This is a genomic window from Gaetbulibacter sp. S0825, assembly GCF_011777505.1.
Classification (GTDB): domain Bacteria; phylum Bacteroidota; class Bacteroidia; order Flavobacteriales; family Flavobacteriaceae; genus Pontimicrobium.
Genome location: NZ_JAATJT010000001.1, coordinates 734,262 through 754,817, shown reverse-complemented (window position 1 = coordinate 754,817; position 20,556 = coordinate 734,262). Strand labels below are relative to the sequence as shown.

The following is a 20,556-nucleotide window of genomic DNA, read 5'->3' as shown; positions in this document are numbered from 1 at the left end:
CCCTGGTTAAAAAAACCAGGGCTTTTATTTTTAAATTTATAAAGGTGCTTATTCTTTTATAAATCGTTTGATATATACTTTAGATTCGGCAGTAAATTTAACTTGATAAACAGCAGATTCTAAATCACTTACATCTACTTTATTATTAGTCACTTTCCCTTTAGAAACTATTTGTCCAAGCATATTATAAACTTCATAAGATACATCTTTGAGAGAGGTTATTACATTCAAATTATTGCCCTTCACTGGATTAGGATATAATTTAATTGAACTGTCATCACCACTTTTAGAAGTTTTTGCAGTACTACTTCTAGCTAAGGATGTTGCATTTAAGCTTACATTATCTATGGCAATATCTGCCTGCCAAGTACCTCCTGTTACTCTATTAAATCGTAACTGGACGCTTCCTCCAACATAATCTACAAGATTAACGTTTGCTGTTAACCAAGTGTTTCCTTTGTTTCCGGATTCACTCCAAATACTTTCCCAAGTAACCCCATTATCAACACTAGCCTCTAATACAATGCTTCCCATATCTGATGATCCATACATATGGTATCCAAAACTAAATGTCGCAGAAGATTGTCCGCTTAAATCAAAACAAGGCGAATTAATAATGGCTTGCTTACTTGGCGTAGCATTACCAGAAGCTTCAACATAAATATAATAACTACCTTGAACTGCACTAGAAGGACCAGTGTTATTAGAAGGCGTGCCATTTGCATCTACTGTCCAGTTAATATCATCTACTGTAGATTGTGTCCACGCTCCTAATGTGTTCTCAAAGCCTTCTGTATAAGGATATGATGTAATACCTCCTGAACACGGTGTTACTACAACACCTCCTTCTACTAAACTAACATCGTCAACAGCTATATCAGCTTTCCAAGTACCACCTACAAATCTGTTAAATCGCAGTTGAACACCTCCTCCAGTATAGGCAGAAATATCAACATTAGCCGTTTGCCATGAGTTTCCTTTGTTTCCAGATTGACTCCAAATGCTTGTCCAAGTACTTCCTTCGTCATTACTTATTTCAAGATCTATGGTTCCCATGTCCGAATCACCAAACATATGATATTTAAAGCTGAATGTCGCTTCTGTTAATGCACTTAAATCAAAACAAGGAGAATTTAAAATTGCTCTTTTATTTGGATATCCTGTATTATTTCCAGAAGCTTCAACATAAATGTAATAACTCCCTTGCACAGCACTAGAAGGTCCTGTATTATTTGATGGTGTACCACTAGCATCTACGATCCAATCTAAATCATCAGAAGAAGATTGTGTCCATGCTCCTAACGTATTTTCAAAGCCTTCTGCATAAGGGAATGAAGAAATTCCTCCAGAACAACCTATTATTGGTTCCGAAACTATAACTGTTCTAGTTACTTGAGCTGCAGCATTTCCTGCAGCATCACTCACGTTATAGGTTATTATATAGGTTCCTGCAATATTTGTGTTTACTGTTGCTCCTGCAACTATAATATTAGCTGTAATATCTCCATCAATGTTATCGGTAGCCGTTGCTCCTTGTTCTATATAATTGTCTCCAATACTAAGATTAATTGTAGAAGATCCATTTAATGTAATTACTGGTACAGCTGTATCTGGTGCTACTATAACAGCTCTTGTTACTTCTGCTGCCGCATTTCCTGCAGCATCACTTACATTATATGTAACTATATAAGTTCCTGCTAAATTAACATTTACCACTGGGCCTCCAACAACTATATTTGCTGTGATATCTCCATCTATATTATCGGTAGCCGTGGCTCCTTGTTCTGTATAAGTATCGCCTAAATTAAGGTTTATTGTAGAGGCACCATTCAATGTGATTACTGGTACTGTAGTGTCTTGTACAACATTTACTGTTCTAGTTACTTCTGTTGCTGCATTACCTGCTGCATCGCTCACATTATAAGTTACTATATATGCTCCAGCAATATTTGTGTCTACTACATCGCCTCCAATTACTATGCTTGCCGTAATATCTCCATCTTTATTATCATTTGCTGTTGCTCCCTCTTCTGTATAACTATCTCCCACATTTAAATTAACTGGCGACGACCCTACCAATGTAATTACTGGTGCTGTAGTATCTGGTATAACATTTACTGTTCTCACAACCTCTGTTGCAGCATTACCTGCTGCATCGCTCACATTATAAGTTACTATATATGTCCCAGCAATATTTGTGTCTACTATATCGCCTCCAACAACTATATTTGCCGTGATATCTCCATCTATATTGTCGATAGCTGTAGCACCTTCCTCTGTATAAGCATCTCCCACATTTAAATTAACTGGCGACGACCCTACCAATGTAATTACTGGTGCGGTTGTGTCTGGTATAACATTTACTGTTCTAGTTACTTCTGTTGCAGCATTACCCGCAGCATCACTTACATTATATGTTACTATATAAGCTCCTGCTGTATTTGCGTCAACAGTAGCACCGCCTACAACAATATTTGCTGTAATATCTCCATCTTTATTATCACTAGCTGTAGCTCCTTGTTCGGTGTACGCATCTCCTACATTCAAATCTATCGTTGATGATCCTATCAAAGTAATTACTGGTGCGGTTGTGTCTGGTATAACATTTACTGTTCTCACAACCTCTGTTGCAGCATTACCTGCAGCATCACTTACATTGTATGTTACTACATAAGCTCCTGCTGTATTTGTGTCAACAGTGTCTCCTCCTACAACAATATTTGCTGTAATATCTCCATCTTTATTATCACTAGCTGTAGCTCCTTCTTCTACATAAGTATCGCCCAAATCTAAATCTATGGTAGAAGAACCATTTAGTGTAATTACTGGTGCTGTAGTGTCTACTAAACTTTGAACAGTTACAGTATAGTCTTCAACTTCTCCGTCAAAATTAGTTTGACAAGAAGTAGGGTTATTATTGTATCTAGTTGAAACTCTCATTCTAGTACTTCCGGTTTCTGCACTTACAGGAATAGAAATTGACAAAGTTGGCATAGCTCCGTTAGACACATTACTTATGTTTCCTAAGTCATAAGCTTCCCCACTATCTGTGAAATCTCCATTTTGATTCCAATCAATCCAAACAAATGTATCAACCCTATAATTTCCATCTGTATTAACATATACTGTAAGGTTTTCAGAAGAAGAATGAGTGACTGTTGTACTAAGGTTAGTAAAGTCTTCATATCCAACATTTTTTGCTGGACCGTCAATATTATCAATTGCTCCAAATATCACTCGCGTAATTCCAGTTTGATACGATGTATTTCCACTCGAATCACAATAGTTAACTGGAGCAGCATCTGATGTTGTAAAATTGACAGATGTACTATAAGGTGAAGTATTACCAGCACACTTACTTCTAACTTGTACTTCATATTGAGTAGTTGGCAATAAGCCTAATAAATCTTGCGTATTAGAGCTAATGTCTAGAACATCAATCCAAGTACTTGAAGCTGTTTCTTTATACCTTAAATCGTAAGTAGCTCCTAGATCATCCCAATTAATTGTTGCGGTATTAGCTCCTAAATTAGCAGCAGCTACTCCTGTAGGTGAGGTTGCTCCAATAGGTGTTAATGTTACTTCTGGTAAATTAACCCCTTGATAATCTGAAATTATTTGTCCGGTAAGCGTAAAAGACTGATAGCAGGGCGCTTCAAAAATTATATCATAAGTCCCTGCTTTTATTGGTCTAAAATAGCCTCCATGTGGCAATGTTGTTTTTGTCCAAGAGCCTAAAGCATCATGATTAGCTATTTTTACTGTAGCCTCAATTGGATTGCCTGTAACGGCATCTTTAACAACTCCTGAAAAACCATAAGTCCCTTGTACTAAATAATCTATTAAAGCTTCTTTATTATAATTCCAATAGTTTACTAATTGACTTGCGGCTGGTAGTTTTGTATTAGACAATTCTATTGTAACTTCTTTAGTTTGTTGATAATAGTTCATATAATCTTGACGACCACCATAAACTAAATACCAATCTGCTCCATGAGTAATTCCATTATTTAAAGCATCCATGTATCCAGAAGGGCTGTTATTTTGAGCATTGGTTGCATATTCTCTACTTACATGCATATACCAATCATCATCTGGATGTCTAGCTGAAGTATTATCCCAAGGGTAATTAACTACTTCAATACCTCCATGGAAGTTTGCAGATAATATAAAATGATTATTGTCTGCAAGATTCATAAAAGCTAAAGTCTCAACTTGGTATGCATTTCCATCATCATGTGGACCAGCTATATTATCAGGATAATTTCTATTTAAATCATACCCATTTACATTTCCTCTTCTAGCATTTGCAACAGATGTATTTGATGGGCTATTATAATATGTTCCATCTGGATTTGCCATTGGATTTATCCAGATTTCAGAATTATCTATTAAATTCTTAACCCTTGCATGGTCCGCATGAGACACGTCTTTATATGCTGTAATAAAATAATCTATAAGATTTAACATCATTGGAAAACCAGCAATTTCATCACCATGCATGGAAGATGTATACATTAATTTTGGCTCGTTTTCTGAAACTCCTATGTTGTCTGAGAGTTTTATGAACAACAATCTTTTGTTCCCTCCTGAAACACCCTCACCTGTACCTCCAATATCAACTAATTGGCATATTGATGGGTTATCTGCTGCAAAATTTGCCATTTGTAGTGCATAATCTGCATAAGTTGGATAAGCTGTTAATGGAAATGTTAGGTTTGAAGCTCTGCTATTAGCAGAACTTGTCATTTGTAATTCTTCAGCCTTTGCGGTATTATCTGAAGTTTCAACTTTAAAAGGAATATTTCTACTTAAAAAGTTATTAAATTGACTTTCATTAGCCCAAACTTTTACTGTTTTTGTTTCCTTATCAAAATTTACAATTGATAATTGTCTTGTAATATCATTTAAGTCGTTTAAGTTGTTGACCTTAAATGTAAATGTGATTTCGCCTTTTGCCTCTATGAAAGCTTCAGCTTTTTTTAAATCGTTACTTTGCGAAAAAGTAAATGTAGTGCTTAAAAATAGCACCAATAGTAATAGTTTTCTCATGCTTTTTAGTTATATATTATTGTTAAGTGGGATTAAGTTAAAAATAGTCTTTTTAATCAAAAAAAGTAAATAAAAAGCCTAGATTTTTAATCTAGGCTTTAAAGTTTAAAATTAGTTATAGATTATTCTTTAATAAATTTTCTAGTCATTTTCTCTTCTCCATCATTCACTTCTATTAAATACATACCAGATCTAATATTAGTAACATTTATTTTTCCGTCGGAATCACCTTTCATTACTGTTTGTCCTAACATGTTTCTAATAGCAAAAGTAAATGCTTTCCCTTCTGGTAATTGAATATTAAGTATATCTTTTACTGGATTTGGATACATTTTGAAATCTTCTTCAAAACCTCCTCTTTCAGTTTGACCACCACCAACAACAACTAAATTATTATTAACTCCTTTTGCAGAATTTGTTCCAGTAATAGTTACTTGATCAATAAATATTTGATCATTATTTCCCGAAGCATCATTTTGGAATCTAAAGCCAGAATTAGCAGCAAAATTATATTGTGCTGCTGTTAATGTAATAGTAGCATTATAAAATGTGTTATTATTAATATTTACACCTCTAGTCCAGGTTGCAACTGTTGTCCAACTTGATCCATTATAGTAACGTAACCAAAAATCTTCATTGTTTTCCATACTACGCACATAGAAATAAAAATCTACTTCTACTTGCGAGAATGGTGTAACATCTATATTCGATAAAGTCATTGCCGAAGCAGTTCCTGAATTATCTCTAATTCTAATAGAATAATTTCCTTCATAAGAACGAGTTGCATCCGATACTCTCGCACAATCACTTCCGCCGTCGGACCAACCATCCCAACCAGTTTCAAAGAATCCTTGGTTTAAGGTTACATCAGTTACTACTGGATTAACATTAACCGTCCTATTAACTTGAGAAGCTACATTTCCAGCTGCATCACTTACATTGTATGTTACTACATAAACACCAACAGTATTTGTATTAACAGCATCCCCTCCAATTACTATACTTGAGGTTAAATCTCCATCTACATTGTCTGTTGCTGTAGCTCCTTGTTCTGTATATGCATCTCCAACTGTCAAATCTATTGTTGATGCGCCATTTAAAGTAATTACTGGCGCTGTGGTGTCTGGTGCTATAATTACTGATCTAGTAATTTCTGTAGCAGCATTACCAGCAGTATCGCTAACATTATAGGTTATTACATATGTTCCTGCTGTATTCGTATCAACAGTGTCTCCTCCAACTACTATACTTGCAGTTAGATCTCCATCTACATCATCGGTAGCAGTAGCTCCTTGTTCTGTATATGTGTCTCCTAAATTAAGATTAACTGTAGAAGATCCATTTAAGGTAATTACTGGTGCTGTAGTATCTGGAGCAACAACAATAGTTCTAGTTACTTCTGTTGCTGCATTACCAGCTAAGTCACTTACATTATAGGTAATCACATAAGTCCCTGCTGTATTTGTGTCTACTACATCTCCTCCAATTACTATACTTGAGGTTAAATCTCCATCTACATTATCGGTAGCTGTAGCCCCTTGCTCTGTGTATACGCCTCCTATATTAATGTTAATTGTAGAAGCTCCATTTAAGGTAATTATTGGTGCCGTAGTATCTGGTCCAACATTAACTGTTCGTGTTACTTCTGCCGCAACGTTTCCAGCTGCATCACTCACATTATATGTTACAACATAAGTGCCAACCATATTAGTGTCAACAGTGTCTCCTCCAACCACTATACTTGAGGTTAAATCTCCATCAATATTATCAATAGCTGTAGCTCCTTGTTCGGTGTATGTGTCACCAACTGTTAAATTCATTATTGAAGCACCATTTAAAGTAATTACTGGTACCGTAGTATCTGGTGTAGATCCTTCTATAATAATGGTGTAGTCTTCAACTTCGCCATAAGTGAATGTTTCACAAGATGTTGGAATTCCATTATACTTCATGGACACTCTCATCGTTGTAGTGTTTTCAACTGCCGAAGATGGTACTGTAAAACTCCCACTAACTGGTGTGTTTTTTGTTGCAGATTGCGTCCATACTTGCTCCCCTGCATCAGCAAAATCTCCATCTCTATTATAATCAATCCAAACTGAATACCCTTCACTATAAACAGTTCCTGTCCAAGTTGGAGTTACAGTAATTGTATATTGACTGTCTTTAGTTAAAGTGGTTGATATGTTAGTAAAATCAGTATAAAATTGACCTCCAGAAGCATTATCTATAGTATTTAATTGGACTCTGCCTATATACTCATCATTTATATTAGTACTTGCCGAATTGCAGTAGTTTAACTGTACATCAGTTGTTGTAAAATTAATAGTCGCACTATATGTAGATGTAGACGTGTCAGGACATTTACTTCTAACCTTTGCTTCATATTGCGTTAGTGGACTTAAAGATGATAACACTTCTGAAATACCATTAACAGAAATAGTAGTCCAAGAACCTGCTCCCACTTGTCTATAATCCAAATCGAAAGAAGCTCCTGCAACTGCATCCCAACTTAAAGTAGCTGTATCAGCTCCAATACTAGATGCAGCCAAACCTGTTGGAGTTGTTGCATTACATACTACTTGTCCTTCAATTGTAAAGTTAGTATTAGAAATATCAAAGAAAATATTATTAGTTCCCTTAACCATAATTCGATTTTGTGTCCCCACATTATTTGGCACTAAAATATCATGAGATCCATCGTTTGGAACTCCAGATGCTAAAGAAGTTGTATATGTATCACCTCCATCAGTTGAAAGATAAATATCTACACTTGCAGCATTAACTCCATTACCTGTAGTTCCAGCAACATCCCAAGTTACAGTTTGGGTTGTTCCTGCGTTCCACGTAACATTTGTATTTGGAGCGCTTACCAAAAATGGTCCAGCTGTCCCATTTACAGTAACAATCATATCATCACTATTATTCGCTCCTCCTCCTGCAACATTATCTCTTACAGTTAGTCTAAAATTTAGGTTTCTAGCAACATTAGGTACTGCTTCCCATTGCCATGATGTAGCTCCTGTTTTTATTGTTTCTAATCTTGGGAAGTATCTATTAGTATTCGTTGTTGGCTCATATGCTCTAAAGGCAACTCCTGTTGTGGCTGTTACGCTTGGATAAGTGCTTGAAGCATTATTCTCGTCCATTTGTTCCCAACTATAAGTAAGTACATTACCTGTATCTGCATCAGTACCCACCCCATTTAATACAAAAGGTGTCCCTTTTGGAATAGTATAATTAGCTCCAGCATCTGCTGTTGGAACCGAATTACCAGTAGGTGTATTCGTCTGGCAACTAGTAGTTTTTACATAATCTGTCACCTGTTCGATTGATGCTGCATGAAAATTAGGATGAACATTGGCTTGCACATCTGTTGCGCCTGTTATACCAGCATAACTCATAATGGTTGAACCACTCCCAGGTTCCATTTGAACATTCGTACCTTCATTACCTCCATGTGTCCATGTGTGATTAGCTCCAAATTGATGTCCCATTTCATGAGCCACATAGTCTACATCAAAGAAATCTCCAACAGGAACAGTTGCCGAAGTCCAGCCACTTCCTTTTTGTCCATTAACGCATACACACCCAATGCATCCAGCATTTCCATTATTTTGAAGGTTTGCAAATAAATGACCTATATCATAATTTGATTCTCCTATCACACTTGTTAAAGTGCTTTGAAGCGCACTATTATATCCAGATGTTGTATTGCCATATGGATCGCTATTAGTACTCGTATAAATTACATCATCAGTATTAGCAATTAAAACCATTGTTACATTAAAATCTGTTTCGAAAATACCATTAACCCTTGTCATAGTTGTATTAATTGCTGCTAATGCTTGAGCTTTTGTGCCACCATGATATTGAGTATACTCTCCTGTAGCAGACACTGCTAATCTATAGGTTCTTAAAACACCATCATCAGCGTTTCTTAAAGCGCTATTTCCAGACATAATTTTACTAGCTTTAGATGTTACTTCACATGCAAAATCATCAAAGTCTGCTGTTTTATCACTTCTTTTATAAACTGTATATTGAGAAAAATCCTTTGTTATAGGTTCAATAAATGCAGCCTCACTATTTGAAGATAGTCGCATACTTTGTAATCCTGAAGGCGAAACACTAAAACGAATTCTAGCTGAAGGGTCTTCAACCCCCTGTCCTGCATACGACTTAATTCCAGGATACTTTAAACTTAATTTAGGATCCATTACTGGAGCCTCAATAATTCTATAATGTTCCAAAACTCCTTCGTGGTTAGGAAATGCAATAACTAAATTGGATTGACCTGAAAAACTCCCTCTAAGTGGTGCGTTTTTTAAAGCATGCTTCATTTCCTTCATGTCCAAACTATATGTCTGCAACATTGGTAATGATTTTTTAGACTCCATTACTCTTGAGTTACTAGCTGGAGTTTCTTTTTGCCAAAACGACTTGCTTTGACCAAAAATTAATGTAGTGCTCATACATAAAATGAACAGTAGTAGTGTTTTTTTCATATTAAATAAATTGTTTAAAAAGGGATTAACATTCTTTTGAAAGTAGTAAAATTTTAGTAACTCTTTAACAATTGTATCCCTTTTGTTAATAAATAAATTCAACTTTCTTTAGATTTATGGTTTTCCCGTAAAATGTGTGAGGAAAAATCTTATCAATTGTTAATTACTAACTAAAAGCAATTATTTTTTATACTTTTAAGCATGGTTAAAAAGCACTTGCTATCTGTTAAGAATCTCGAGATTTCGTTTACTAACAATTCTGTTGTTTCAAAAGTCATTAAAGGGATTTCCTATAACCTATTTACAAATGAAATATTAGGAATTGTAGGAGAATCTGGAAGTGGAAAATCGGTATCATCTTTAGCTATTTCTGGACTTCTTCCAAAGCAAAATTGCACCATAGATAACGGTGAAATAGTTTTTGAAAATCAAGATTTAACTACCCTTGATGACAAAAATTTTGAATCAATACGTGGTAATGATATCGCTATGATTTTTCAAGAGCCTATGAGTTCTTTAAATCCTTCTATGATGTGTGGAAAACAAGTATTGGAGGTGTTATTAAAACATACCAAGCTAACAAAAAATCAAGCTAAAAATGAAGTATTGGATCTGTTTAAAAAAGTAAAACTTCCAAATCCAAATGTTATTTTTAGCAAGTATCCTCACGAAATTTCTGGCGGCCAAAAACAACGTGTTATGATTGCTATGGCTATTGCTTGTAAACCAAAATTGTTAATTGCAGATGAGCCAACAACAGCATTGGATGTAACAGTCCAAAAAGACATTATTTTACTTCTCAAAGACTTACAAAAGATCTTTGAAATGAGCATTATATTTATTTCACATAATCTGTCTTTGGTGTCTGAAATAGCAAATAGAGTCCTAGTAATGTATCAAGGTGAAATCGTTGAACAAGGACCTTCAGAAGCTATTTTTAAAAATCCACAACATATATATACAAAAGCATTAATTAACTCCAAACCGTCTTTAAACGTTAGGTTAAAACAACTTCCTACAATTGATGATTATATGAACAACAACATTTTAGATACTGTTGTCTCATCTCAAGAAAGAGTACAAAAACACGAAGCATTATACTCGAAACCTCCAATACTAGAGATTAAAAATGTTAGTAAAGAATATCTAACTAATCATGGGTTTTTTGGTAAGTCATCAGTATTTAAAGCTGTTAATGATGTGAGCTTTAAAGTTTATGAAGGTGAAACACTTGGTCTTGTTGGAGAATCTGGTTGTGGAAAATCTACCTTAGGAAATGCCATTTTGCAGTTACATAAAATAAGTGCTGGTAGTATTTTATACAAAGGAATAGATATAACAAAGCTTTCGAAAAAAGAATTAAGAACGCTTAGAAAAGATATTCAAATTATTTTTCAAGATCCTTATGCATCATTAAACCCAAGAATTTCCATAGGAAATGCCATTATGGAGCCTATGAAAGTTCATGGTTTGTATAACTCTTCAAAAGGACGGAAAGAAAAAGCTTTAGAGCTTTTAGAACGTGTTGGTTTATCTGCCGAATATTTTAACAGATATCCTCATGAATTTTCTGGTGGTCAACGACAACGAATTGGTATAGCTAGGACCATAGCCTTACAACCAAAGCTTATTGTTTGTGACGAATCTGTTTCGGCATTAGATATTTCGGTACAAGCACAAGTATTAAATTTATTGAACGAACTAAAAGATAACTTTGGCTTTACTTACATCTTTATATCACACGATTTAGCAGTTGTAAAATATATGAGTGACCAGCTTCTTGTGATGAATCAAGGCAACATAGAAGAACTTGGAGAGGCAGATAGTATCTATGCCAATCCTAAGGAAAAATATACAAAAACACTTATAGACGCTATCCCAAAAGGATTATAGCATGAACAATTTTTTTACTAAACGCAAAAGACTCCTAAGGAGTCTTTTTGTGTTTTGAATGCTCGTAAAAATGTTCTTAAATCTATAAGTAGGTTCTGGTAGATTTGGGGCTAAATTCATAAGCTAAATTCATGGTAGATTTGGGGCAAATCTGTTATTTTAATTTGGTTTATTTGGGGACTGCTAATATGAAACAAATATTTAAACTAATTCGTTTAAAAACATATTAAATCGATGAAATGCATAAAATTTTAACATTTGATTCGTTTCAAAGTAAATTTATCAAACATTTATAAAGCAAATCAAAATTGTACACTCAGTTTATTTATTTGATTCTATAACATTATCTTTGATGAATATTCTAAAAAAGTAGTTAGTAATGAGCAAAAAACTTTGGGAAGGCAGCAAACAATTAAAAGAAAATAGTCATTTGCATGCTTACAAGCAATGGCTTTTTACTAATAAAGGTTTAGAATTTAAAAACTATCAAGAACTATGGCAATGGTCAGTCACGGAAATTGAAGATTTTTGGGAAAGCATCTGGCATTACTTTAAAGTTACATCGCACCAACCTTACACAAAAGTACTTTCATCGCTCGAAATGCCTAATTGTAAATGGTTTGAAGGCGCCACAATAAATTACGCCGAACATCTATTTAAAAAAGCCAAAGACAACAAAACAGCCATTATTTTTGGAAATGAATCTGGTATTAATCAGGAAATCTCTTGGTTAGAGCTTAAAACAAAAGTGGCATCACTTGCAACATATTTTAAGTCTATTGGTGTTATAAAAGGTGATCGTGTAGTCGCTTTTTTGCCTAACATCCCAGAGGCCACCATAGCATTTTTAGCTGTAAATTCTATTGGTGCTATTTGGTCCAGTACCTCTCCAGATTTTGGTTCAGAAAGTGTAGTAGACAGATTTGCACAAATAGAGCCTAAAGTACTTATTACTGTTGATGGTTATCAATACAACGGTAAGCCTTATGATAAATCTAACATTGTAAACGCAATTGTAGATGCATTGCCTACTCTTAAAAAAGTGTTGGTATTGCCTTACCTCAATGCAAATGCGCTTGATAATTTTCCTAAGCATTACGAAAATATCAACCATGTTTTTAACACGGTTAGTGGTGAATTGACTTTCGAGCCAGTTGCCTTTAATCACCCTATTTGGGTTTTGTATTCGTCAGGAACAACAGGACTGCCAAAGGCTATTGTGCACTCACATGGAGGCATTCTTTTGGAGCACTTAAAGTATATGGCATTTCATAATGACGTCCATGAAGGTGAACGCTTCTTTTGGTTCTCTACTACTGGATGGATGATGTGGAATTTTGTGCAAGCAGCATTTTTAATGGGAGCGTCTATTGTTTTATATGATGGCAGTCCAACCTTTCCAAATTTTAATAAACTTTGGCAGTTTTCTGAAGATGTGAAAATTGACCATTTTGGTACTAGTGCACCTTATTTAGTGGCTTGTATGAAAAAAGGACTGTTGCCAAAATCAGCGTTTGATTTAACTTCAATAAGGTCAATTAGCTCAACAGGAGCACCTCTACCACCTGAAGCTTTTGACTATGTATATTCTAATATAAAAGAAGATGTATGGCTATGTTCTATGGCTGGAGGCACAGATGTTTGTACTGCTTTTGTTGGAGGATTGCCTGAATATGCCGTACATTCTGGTGAAATTCAATGTAGGGCATTAGGCGTGTCATTATATGCCTATAATGATAACGGAAACCCTGTTGAAGATGAATTAGGGGAAATGGTGATTGATAAACCAATGCCTTCAATGCCAATCTACTTTTGGAACGACAGAAATAACAAACGCTATAAAGCTAGTTATTTTGAACACTATCCTGATAAATGGCGTCATGGTGATTTTATTAAAATCAATTCAAAAACTAACGGATTAATTATCTATGGAAGAAGCGATGCAACATTAAATAGACATGGCATAAGAATTGGAACAAGTGAAATTTATAGGGCTGTAAACAAAATTAAATCTGTTGAAGATTCACTCATTGTAAATCTAGAGCTTGATGAAGGCAAGCACTATATGCCATTATTTGTAAAAATGAGAAACAATGACAAATTAACTGATGACATAAAAACTCAAATTAATAGTCAACTAAAAAAAGAATATTCACCAAGACATGTTCCTGATAAGATTATTCAAGTTAATGATATTCCGTACACCATTAGTGGTAAAAAAATGGAAGCTCCAATTAAGAAAATTCTTTTAGGAATGCCGCTTGAAAAATCCATTAATTTTGACTCTATGCGAAATCCCGAATCGGTACAGTTTTTTATTGAATTTGAAAAAGGTATTTAAAAATCTATTTCTGGGTCATCGAGCTTGCCTTTCTTAGATTGCTTTGCATTATCTTTAAATTCATCGCAATCTATAATAATGGATAACTCCTCTGGTTTTTCAAAGGCTTCTTTGGAGACATTTAATGTCTCATCAGCATAACAGCTTTTCATGTACAATGCCCAAATTGGTAAAGCCATTGCTGCACCTTGTCCATAATTAATACTAGCAAAATGTGCTGCACGATCTTCTGCACCTACCCAAACACCTGTGACTAAGTTTGGTACCATTCCCATAAACCATCCATCACTTTGGTTTTGCGTGGTTCCTGTTTTACCTGCAATAGGGTTATCAAACTCATAAGGATAGCCTGTAATAATTTCTTTATAAGCAGGATCCGTACCATAAGTATGTCTAAGTCGAGTCCCTGAGCCTCCTTGTGTTACTCCTTCCATTAAATTCACTGTTACGTAAGCAACCTCTTCACTCAATACATCTTTTGTTTCTGGAGTAAATTGAAATAATACCGTTCCGTTTTTGTCTTCTATTCTGGTTAACACTACTGGTTTTGTATAGACACCTTTATTGGCAAAAGCAGAATAGGCTGCTACCATTTCGTATACACTTAAATCTGGTGTTCCTAGTGCTATTGATGGTACTGGTAAAATATCTTGTTCAATCCCTAAACTTTTCGCTAAATCTACTACTGGTTGTGGCCCAATATCATTCATTAATCTAGCGGTAACTGTGTTTACAGAATTAGCTAAAGATTGTTTAAGGTTTAAATACCCCGAATAATCACCATTATCATTTCTAGGTGTCCATGGTTCTGGATTCCCATACTTGTTAGCCTCTATGGTTATTTGTGATCTAGGCAATGTGTCGCAAGGTGATAAACGCAACTGATCTATCGCTGCGGCATATACAAAAGGCTTAAACGTTGACCCTATTTGACGCTTTCCTTGTTTTACCATATCGTACTTAAAATGACGATAATTCATCCCACCAACCCAAGCTCTAACATGTCCTGTTTGTGGTTCCATAGACATCATTCCTGGGCGTAAAAAGTGTTTGTAATAACGCATGGAATCCATTGGCGTCATTACTGTATCTATCTCGGCATATTTACCTTCTTTCCATGAAAAAATGCTCATTTCGGTAGGTTCTTCAAACGACTTATAAATTTCCTCCTCAGGTTTTTTGAGGTCATATTTCATATGTCTCCAACGCTCAGATCGTTTAATAGAAGTACGCATTAACGTATCTATGGCTCCACGAGTAAGGTCTAAAAAAGGAGCTGTTCTATTTCGTTGTGGTGTATTTTGATGAAAAAATTCTGCTTGTAACCTTGGCATGTGTTGTGCAACAGCTTCTTCAGCATATTTTTGCATTCTAGAGTCTATAGTTGTATAAAATTTTAAACCATCTTTGTAGATGCTATACTTGGTGCCATCTGGTTTTGTGTTTTTTGGGTCGTTCACCCATTTTTTTAATTCTTCTTGCAAATATGCTCTAAAGTAGGTTGCTGTACCAACATCATGAGATTGCGGTGTGAATTTTAAATCTAACTCTGTTTGCTGTAATGAATCTTTAACTTCTTGCGTAATGTATCCGTATTTTGCCATTTGTGCCAATACAACATTTCGTCTATTCTTTGTGCCTTCTGGGTTTCTGTGCTCCCTAGGATTATATAATGATGAATTTTTAAACATCCCAACCAACATAGCAGATTCTTTAATGTCCAAATCCATTGGCTTTTTATCAAAATAAATACTAGCCGCACTACGAATACCGTCTCCAAAGTTTCCAAAATCATAAATGTTGAAATATTGAGCAATAATCTCTTCCTTAGTATATTGGCGTTCTAAACGAATGGCGAGAACCCATTCTTGAATTTTTTGAAAAATTGCACTAGTAGTACTCTCTTTGTCTCTAACTCCAATAAATAATTGACGAGCTAATTGCTGAGAAATAGTACTAGCCCCTCCTTTTCTACCTAAATAAGCAAATGCTCTAACAGTACCACGAGCATCTATGCCTGCATGTTTATGATATCTAGCATCCTCAGTGGCTATTAAAGCATCCACTAAGTGTTGTGGCAACTCATCATAACCAACTGGTGTTCTGTTATCACTTAAATAGAACTTCCCTAGTGTTTCACCATCATGCGAAATGATTTCGCCAGCTAAATTAGTGTTTGGGTTTTCCAATTGCGTGTGATCTGGCATTTCACCAAAAAAGCCCCAAGCTGCTAATTGAAAAACAAGGAAAAAACAAAGTATTCCAGCTCCAAATAGTATCCAGAACCAACGAATATATTTTGAAAAGTTGTTTACACTTTCTGTTTTCTTTTTTGTAGCCATGTATTAATTATTGTTTTGGGGTGTTTCTATTCTAAATCCAATATCTGTTATGCCTTCAAGGTTTTCAACGCCTTTAATTTGTCCGTTTTCACGCATTGCATGTTGAATTTTAACTAGATAATCTCCAGACTCTTCAAACACTACACCTTCCTTGTACCAAAGTTTGTTTTCTTTTACATCAGAAAATCCTGTTCCTAAAAACTCCCCATTTGGTTTTGTCATCTCGTACTCTAAAGTATCTGTTACTCTTTTTCCGTTTGGAAAATTCATCTCAACAATTAAAAATAAATTGCTGTATTTATAATCGCTCGTGTTTCTAAGGTTTACAAATAAATCGTAAGGTTTTAACGAATCTGGTGGTGTTATATAAAACTCAACTATGGAGTCTTTATGCCATTGGTTTGGAACCGATTTATATTCGTCAAAAACGCGATTAGAATCACAAGCAGTAATCCCAATACAAAGGATTACCAAAAGTCCACAAAATTTATTTCGCATTGTTTTTTGGTCTTCTTTTGTTTCTGTTCCTATTATTTCTACGTTTTTTTGAGCGTTTTGGACTATCGAAGCGTGTTAAACTATCTTGTCCTACAACGTTTTCAAAATCTGTTTTAGTGTCCTCTACCAAATCTAGCGCATATTCTTCAAGGCTAGCAACTTTTTTCTTTTTAGAATTAATTTCTATTATTTCGTTAGCTTGTTCGGTAGTAAGTTTATGCCAATTCATCCATTCACCTTCATAAGCATACCACATATGACCTTTAAAAATATCCGTTTTCTGGCAAACCCCAACACCTTTTTCTGTTTGAAGTTTAATTTCAGTTTTAGGAAAACTTTTTAAAGCATCTAAATACGAATCTAATTCATAATTCAAACAACATTTTAGCTTTCCACATTGTCCAGCTAGCTTTTGAGGGTTTAAAGATAATTGCTGATATCTTGCAGAAGATGTACTTACCGAACGAAAATCGGTTAACCAAGTGGAGCAGCACAATTCTCTTCCACAGGAGCCAATTCCTCCAAGTCTTGCTGCTTCCTGACGGAAACCGACTTGTTTCATTTCTATTCTAGTACGAAACTCTTTAGCAAATACCTTGATAAGTTCTCTAAAATCAACACGTTCTTCGGCTGTGTAATAAAACGTTGCCTTACTTGCATCGCCTTGGTATTCGATGTCTGAAATTTTCATTTGTAGCTTAAGGTCTATTGCAAATTGGCGTGCCTTAACTTTCATTGCTTCTTCCTTATCGCGAGCTTTTTGCCAAATATCAATATCTCTCTGAGAGGCTTTTCTGTATATTTTTAAAACTTCTTCAGGAGTTTCGCTAATGTTTTTACGTTTCATTTGCACGCGAACCAATTCGCCTGCAAGAGTCACCATACCAATGTCGTGTCCAGCTTGCGCTTGCGTAGCAACAATATCTCCAATGCTAAGCGATAAGTTTTCGGCGTTTTTATAATAATGTTTTCGTCCGTTTTTAAAACGTACTTCAACCCAATCAAAGGGTTTTTCTCCGTTAGGAAGCGACATGTTTGAAAGCCAGTCAAAAACAGTTAGCTTATTACAACTATCTGTACCGCAAGTCCCATTGTTCTTGCATCCTTTAGGCTGACCGTCTTTACCAGTTGAGCAACTGTTACAAGCCATATGTTTTTATATATTGATTCAGAAGAATACTAACTATTCTCTGAAGAAAGTTCATAAATCTTTTAAAGAGGTAAAGATAAGATTATTATATAGACTTTAAAAAGCTAAGTGAAATTAGATATCCTTAACCGTTATTATATTAACAGGACATGCTTTTGCAGCTTTTTCACAATAATCAAAAATTAGATGATTGTTTGATTTTAATGTAAAAAACCCTTTTTTGTCTTTGCTGTGTAATAGCACTGATTTACCGTCTTTTTTTGACATTCTAAATTGATCTGGAGCCAACTCCACACAATAATTACAACCAATACATTTGTTTCGTTGTAGTGTTACAACTACCATTAGGCTTCAACTTTATGTTCTACGATTTTGTATAATTTATCTGAAGGTCTGATTCTAAAATTTAATGGGATAGTTATCGAATCGTCTTTTGAGCCCTTATTTAACTTCTCATCATTCACCAACATTTCTTTTACCTTAATTTCTTTTGCTCCTGTGGTTGGTCCTGTGACTAATATAGTATCGCCAATGCATAAATCGTAGGCCTCGATTTTAAATTCTCCAACATTTGCTTTTGGGAAATAATGCACTCCTTTACCTATATACACCTTTTTTTGCGTTGCGTGCGATCCTGAACCTTTACTCCATTCACCAAGTTTTTGACCTAAATAATAGCCATTCCAGAAACCTCGATTATATACTTTTTCTAATTCCTGCATCCAGATAATTACTTCATTTTTATTGTAAGTGCCATTTTCTAGACTATCAATAGCTTCACGATAACACTTAATAACCTTAGCGACATACTCAGGCGCTCTTCCTCTTCCTTCAATTTTTAATACCTTAATCCCAGCATCTGCAACTTGATCAAGAAAATCGATAGTACACAAATCTTTAGGAGACATAATATATTCGTTGTCCAGCTCCATTTCAAACCCAGTTTCTTGATCGATAACTGTATACTTCTTTCTACAATTTTGTTTGCAAGCACCTCTATTAGCCGAAGAATTATGTGAATGTAAACTCATATAGCATTTGCCAGAAACTGCCATACATAACGCTCCATGGCCAAAAATCTCTATTTCAACTAATTTTCCTGAAGGACCTTTTATTTGGTCCTTTTCAATCTGCTTAGTAATCTTTTTTACTTGACTTAAGCTTAACTCTCTACTTAACACCATAGTATCAGCAAAAATGGCGTAAAACTTAACCGTTTCAACATTCGTGATATTTATTTGAGTAGAAATATGTACTTCCATTCCAACTTCTCTAGCAGAAGCAATAACTGCTTGGTCCATAGCAATGACTGCCGTAATATCGGCTTCTTTAGCTTTTTTAATAAGTGTTTTTACAATAGAAAGGTCGTGGTCGTAAATAATAGTATTTAGAGTTAGGTAAGTACGAACATCTTTTTCTTTACAACGTCGAGAAATTTCTTGTAAATCATCTAAAGTAAAGTTAATAGAAGCTCGAGCTCTCATGTTTAATTGTTCAACTCCAAAATAAACTGAATCTGCGCCATTATCTAAAGCAGCTTGAAGTGATTCGAAATTCCCAGCAGGAGCCATTAATTCAATTTTCTGCATAATGGATATTTTATTTCTTTTCGACTTTTAGAGTTTCGAAAATGTTTCTTAAATCTTTTTTATAAGGCAAGTAGTCGGCTCTTCCTTTTTTGAAAATATCGTTACTATTACCTTGCCCTTTACGCAATGTTTTTTGCTTTTCATAAGGTAGTGCATGTATCTCTTTGCAGTTTGTTGAACAGCAGTTGTTCATTTCCTCTTTACAGGCATCACATTGAATAAATAACAAATGACACGCATCATTGGCACAGTTAGTATGTACGTCAAACGGACTTCCGCATTGGTGGCATTGTGCAATAACATCATCACTAATTTTTTCTGCGCGACGGTCATCAAAAACAAAATTGTTTCCAATAAACTTATTTTCTAATCCTTTATCATTTACTTGACGTGTATATTCAATAATACCTCCTTCTAGTTGGTATACATTTTTAAATCCTTTATGTTTAAAATAAGCACTTGCCTTTTCACATCTAATACCTCCTGTACAATACATGACCAAGTTTTTGTCTTCTTTATGTTCTTTTAAATCTTCTTCAATAATATCTAAAGATTCTCTAAATGTATCTACATCTGGTGTTACTGCATTTTTAAAATGACCTATTTCGCTTTCGTAATGGTTGCGCATATCCACTAACACAGTGTTTTCATCTTCGATTAATTCATTAAAAGTGCCAGCTCCAACATGAATCCCCTTGTTGGTAACATCAAACGTGTCGTCATTTAAACCATCTGCAACAATTTTATGTCTCACTTTTACTTTAAGTTTTAAAAATGACATATTGTCTTGCTCTATGGCAATATTTAATCGAATACCTTTTAAAAAATTAATACTATCGAGATGTTTTTTGAACTCATCGAAACGATCAGCTGGAAGAGAAAGTTGTGCATTTATACCTTCAGTTGCGATATAAATACGTCCCAAAACATCTAATTGATTCCAAATAATAAATAATTGATCTCTAAATTCTTGAGGATTGGTGATTTTTGCGTATTGATAAAAAGAGAGCGTTAATCGATCTTTTCCTGCTTTTTCGATTAATGCTGCTCTTTCTTTTCCGCTTAATTTATTGTACAGTTGCATGCTATACTAATTTTAAGGTTAAAGAATATTGTTGCAAAGGTACTATTTTAATGTAAGGCATAAAAAAACACTTTAAAATTAAATTTAAAGTGTCTTCAA

The 20,556-nt window shown here is 34.7% G+C and carries 10 protein-coding genes; 2 read left to right on the top strand and 8 right to left on the bottom strand.

Annotation, left to right across the window (positions count from 1 at the left end; genetic code table 11):
• Positions 1-48: 48 nt before the first annotated feature.
• Positions 49-5,052, bottom strand: coding sequence for an immunoglobulin-like domain-containing protein (locus tag HB672_RS03520; RefSeq protein ID WP_167607780.1), 5,004 nt, complete (start codon positions 5,050-5,052; stop codon positions 49-51).
• 122 nt (positions 5,053-5,174) lie between these two features.
• Positions 5,175-9,560: an immunoglobulin-like domain-containing protein gene (locus HB672_RS14675; RefSeq protein WP_244306570.1), complete on the bottom strand. Its 4,386-nt coding sequence runs from the start codon at positions 9,558-9,560 to the stop codon at positions 5,175-5,177.
• Between the two features lie 201 nt (positions 9,561-9,761).
• Between HB672_RS14675 and HB672_RS03500 the strand changes: the two genes are divergently transcribed.
• Together HB672_RS03500 and HB672_RS03495 are read left to right on the top strand one after the other, a co-directional pair.
• Positions 9,762-11,453 (top strand): ABC transporter ATP-binding protein, encoded by a 1,692-nt coding sequence (locus tag HB672_RS03500; RefSeq protein WP_167607777.1) that lies wholly within the window; start codon positions 9,762-9,764, stop codon positions 11,451-11,453.
• A 379-nt stretch (positions 11,454-11,832) separates the two neighbouring features.
• Positions 11,833-13,794 carry an acetoacetate--CoA ligase gene (locus HB672_RS03495; RefSeq protein ID WP_167607773.1) on the top strand — a complete coding sequence of 654 codons (1,962 nt, stop codon included), beginning with the start codon at positions 11,833-11,835 and terminating at the stop codon, positions 13,792-13,794.
• On the opposite strand, the gene HB672_RS03490 is transcribed toward HB672_RS03495, so the two are convergent.
• From HB672_RS03490 to HB672_RS03465, 6 genes are all read right to left on the bottom strand, one after another.
• On the bottom strand, positions 13,791-16,136 hold the full coding sequence (locus HB672_RS03490) for a transglycosylase domain-containing protein (RefSeq protein ID WP_167607770.1): 2,346 nt from the start codon (positions 16,134-16,136) through the stop codon (positions 13,791-13,793). The two genes, HB672_RS03495 and HB672_RS03490, sit on opposite strands and share 4 nt — an antisense overlap.
• A gap of 3 nt (positions 16,137-16,139) precedes the next feature.
• The gene (locus HB672_RS03485; RefSeq protein WP_167607767.1) at positions 16,140-16,634 is read right to left on the bottom strand and encodes a gliding motility lipoprotein GldH; all 495 of its coding nucleotides are present in this window, start codon (positions 16,632-16,634) and stop codon (positions 16,140-16,142) included.
• The gene (gene ricT / locus HB672_RS03480; protein WP_167607762.1) at positions 16,624-17,784 is read right to left on the bottom strand and encodes a regulatory iron-sulfur-containing complex subunit RicT; all 1,161 of its coding nucleotides are present in this window, start codon (positions 17,782-17,784) and stop codon (positions 16,624-16,626) included. Before ricT ends, HB672_RS03485 begins: the two co-directional genes overlap by 11 nt.
• 114 nt (positions 17,785-17,898) lie before the next feature.
• Positions 17,899-18,129, bottom strand: coding sequence for a ferredoxin (locus tag HB672_RS03475; RefSeq protein WP_167607759.1), 231 nt, complete (start codon positions 18,127-18,129; stop codon positions 17,899-17,901).
• Complete coding sequence (locus tag HB672_RS03470) at positions 18,129-19,382, bottom strand: peptidase U32 family protein (protein ID WP_167610249.1); 1,254 nt, start codon at positions 19,380-19,382, stop codon at positions 18,129-18,131. Before HB672_RS03470 ends, HB672_RS03475 begins: the two co-directional genes overlap by 1 nt.
• Position 19,383: 1 nt before the next feature.
• A complete protein-coding gene (locus tag HB672_RS03465; RefSeq protein WP_167607756.1) occupies positions 19,384-20,457 on the bottom strand; it encodes a rhodanese-related sulfurtransferase in 1,074 nt (357 codons plus the stop codon).
• Positions 20,458-20,556 lie beyond the last annotated feature (99 nt).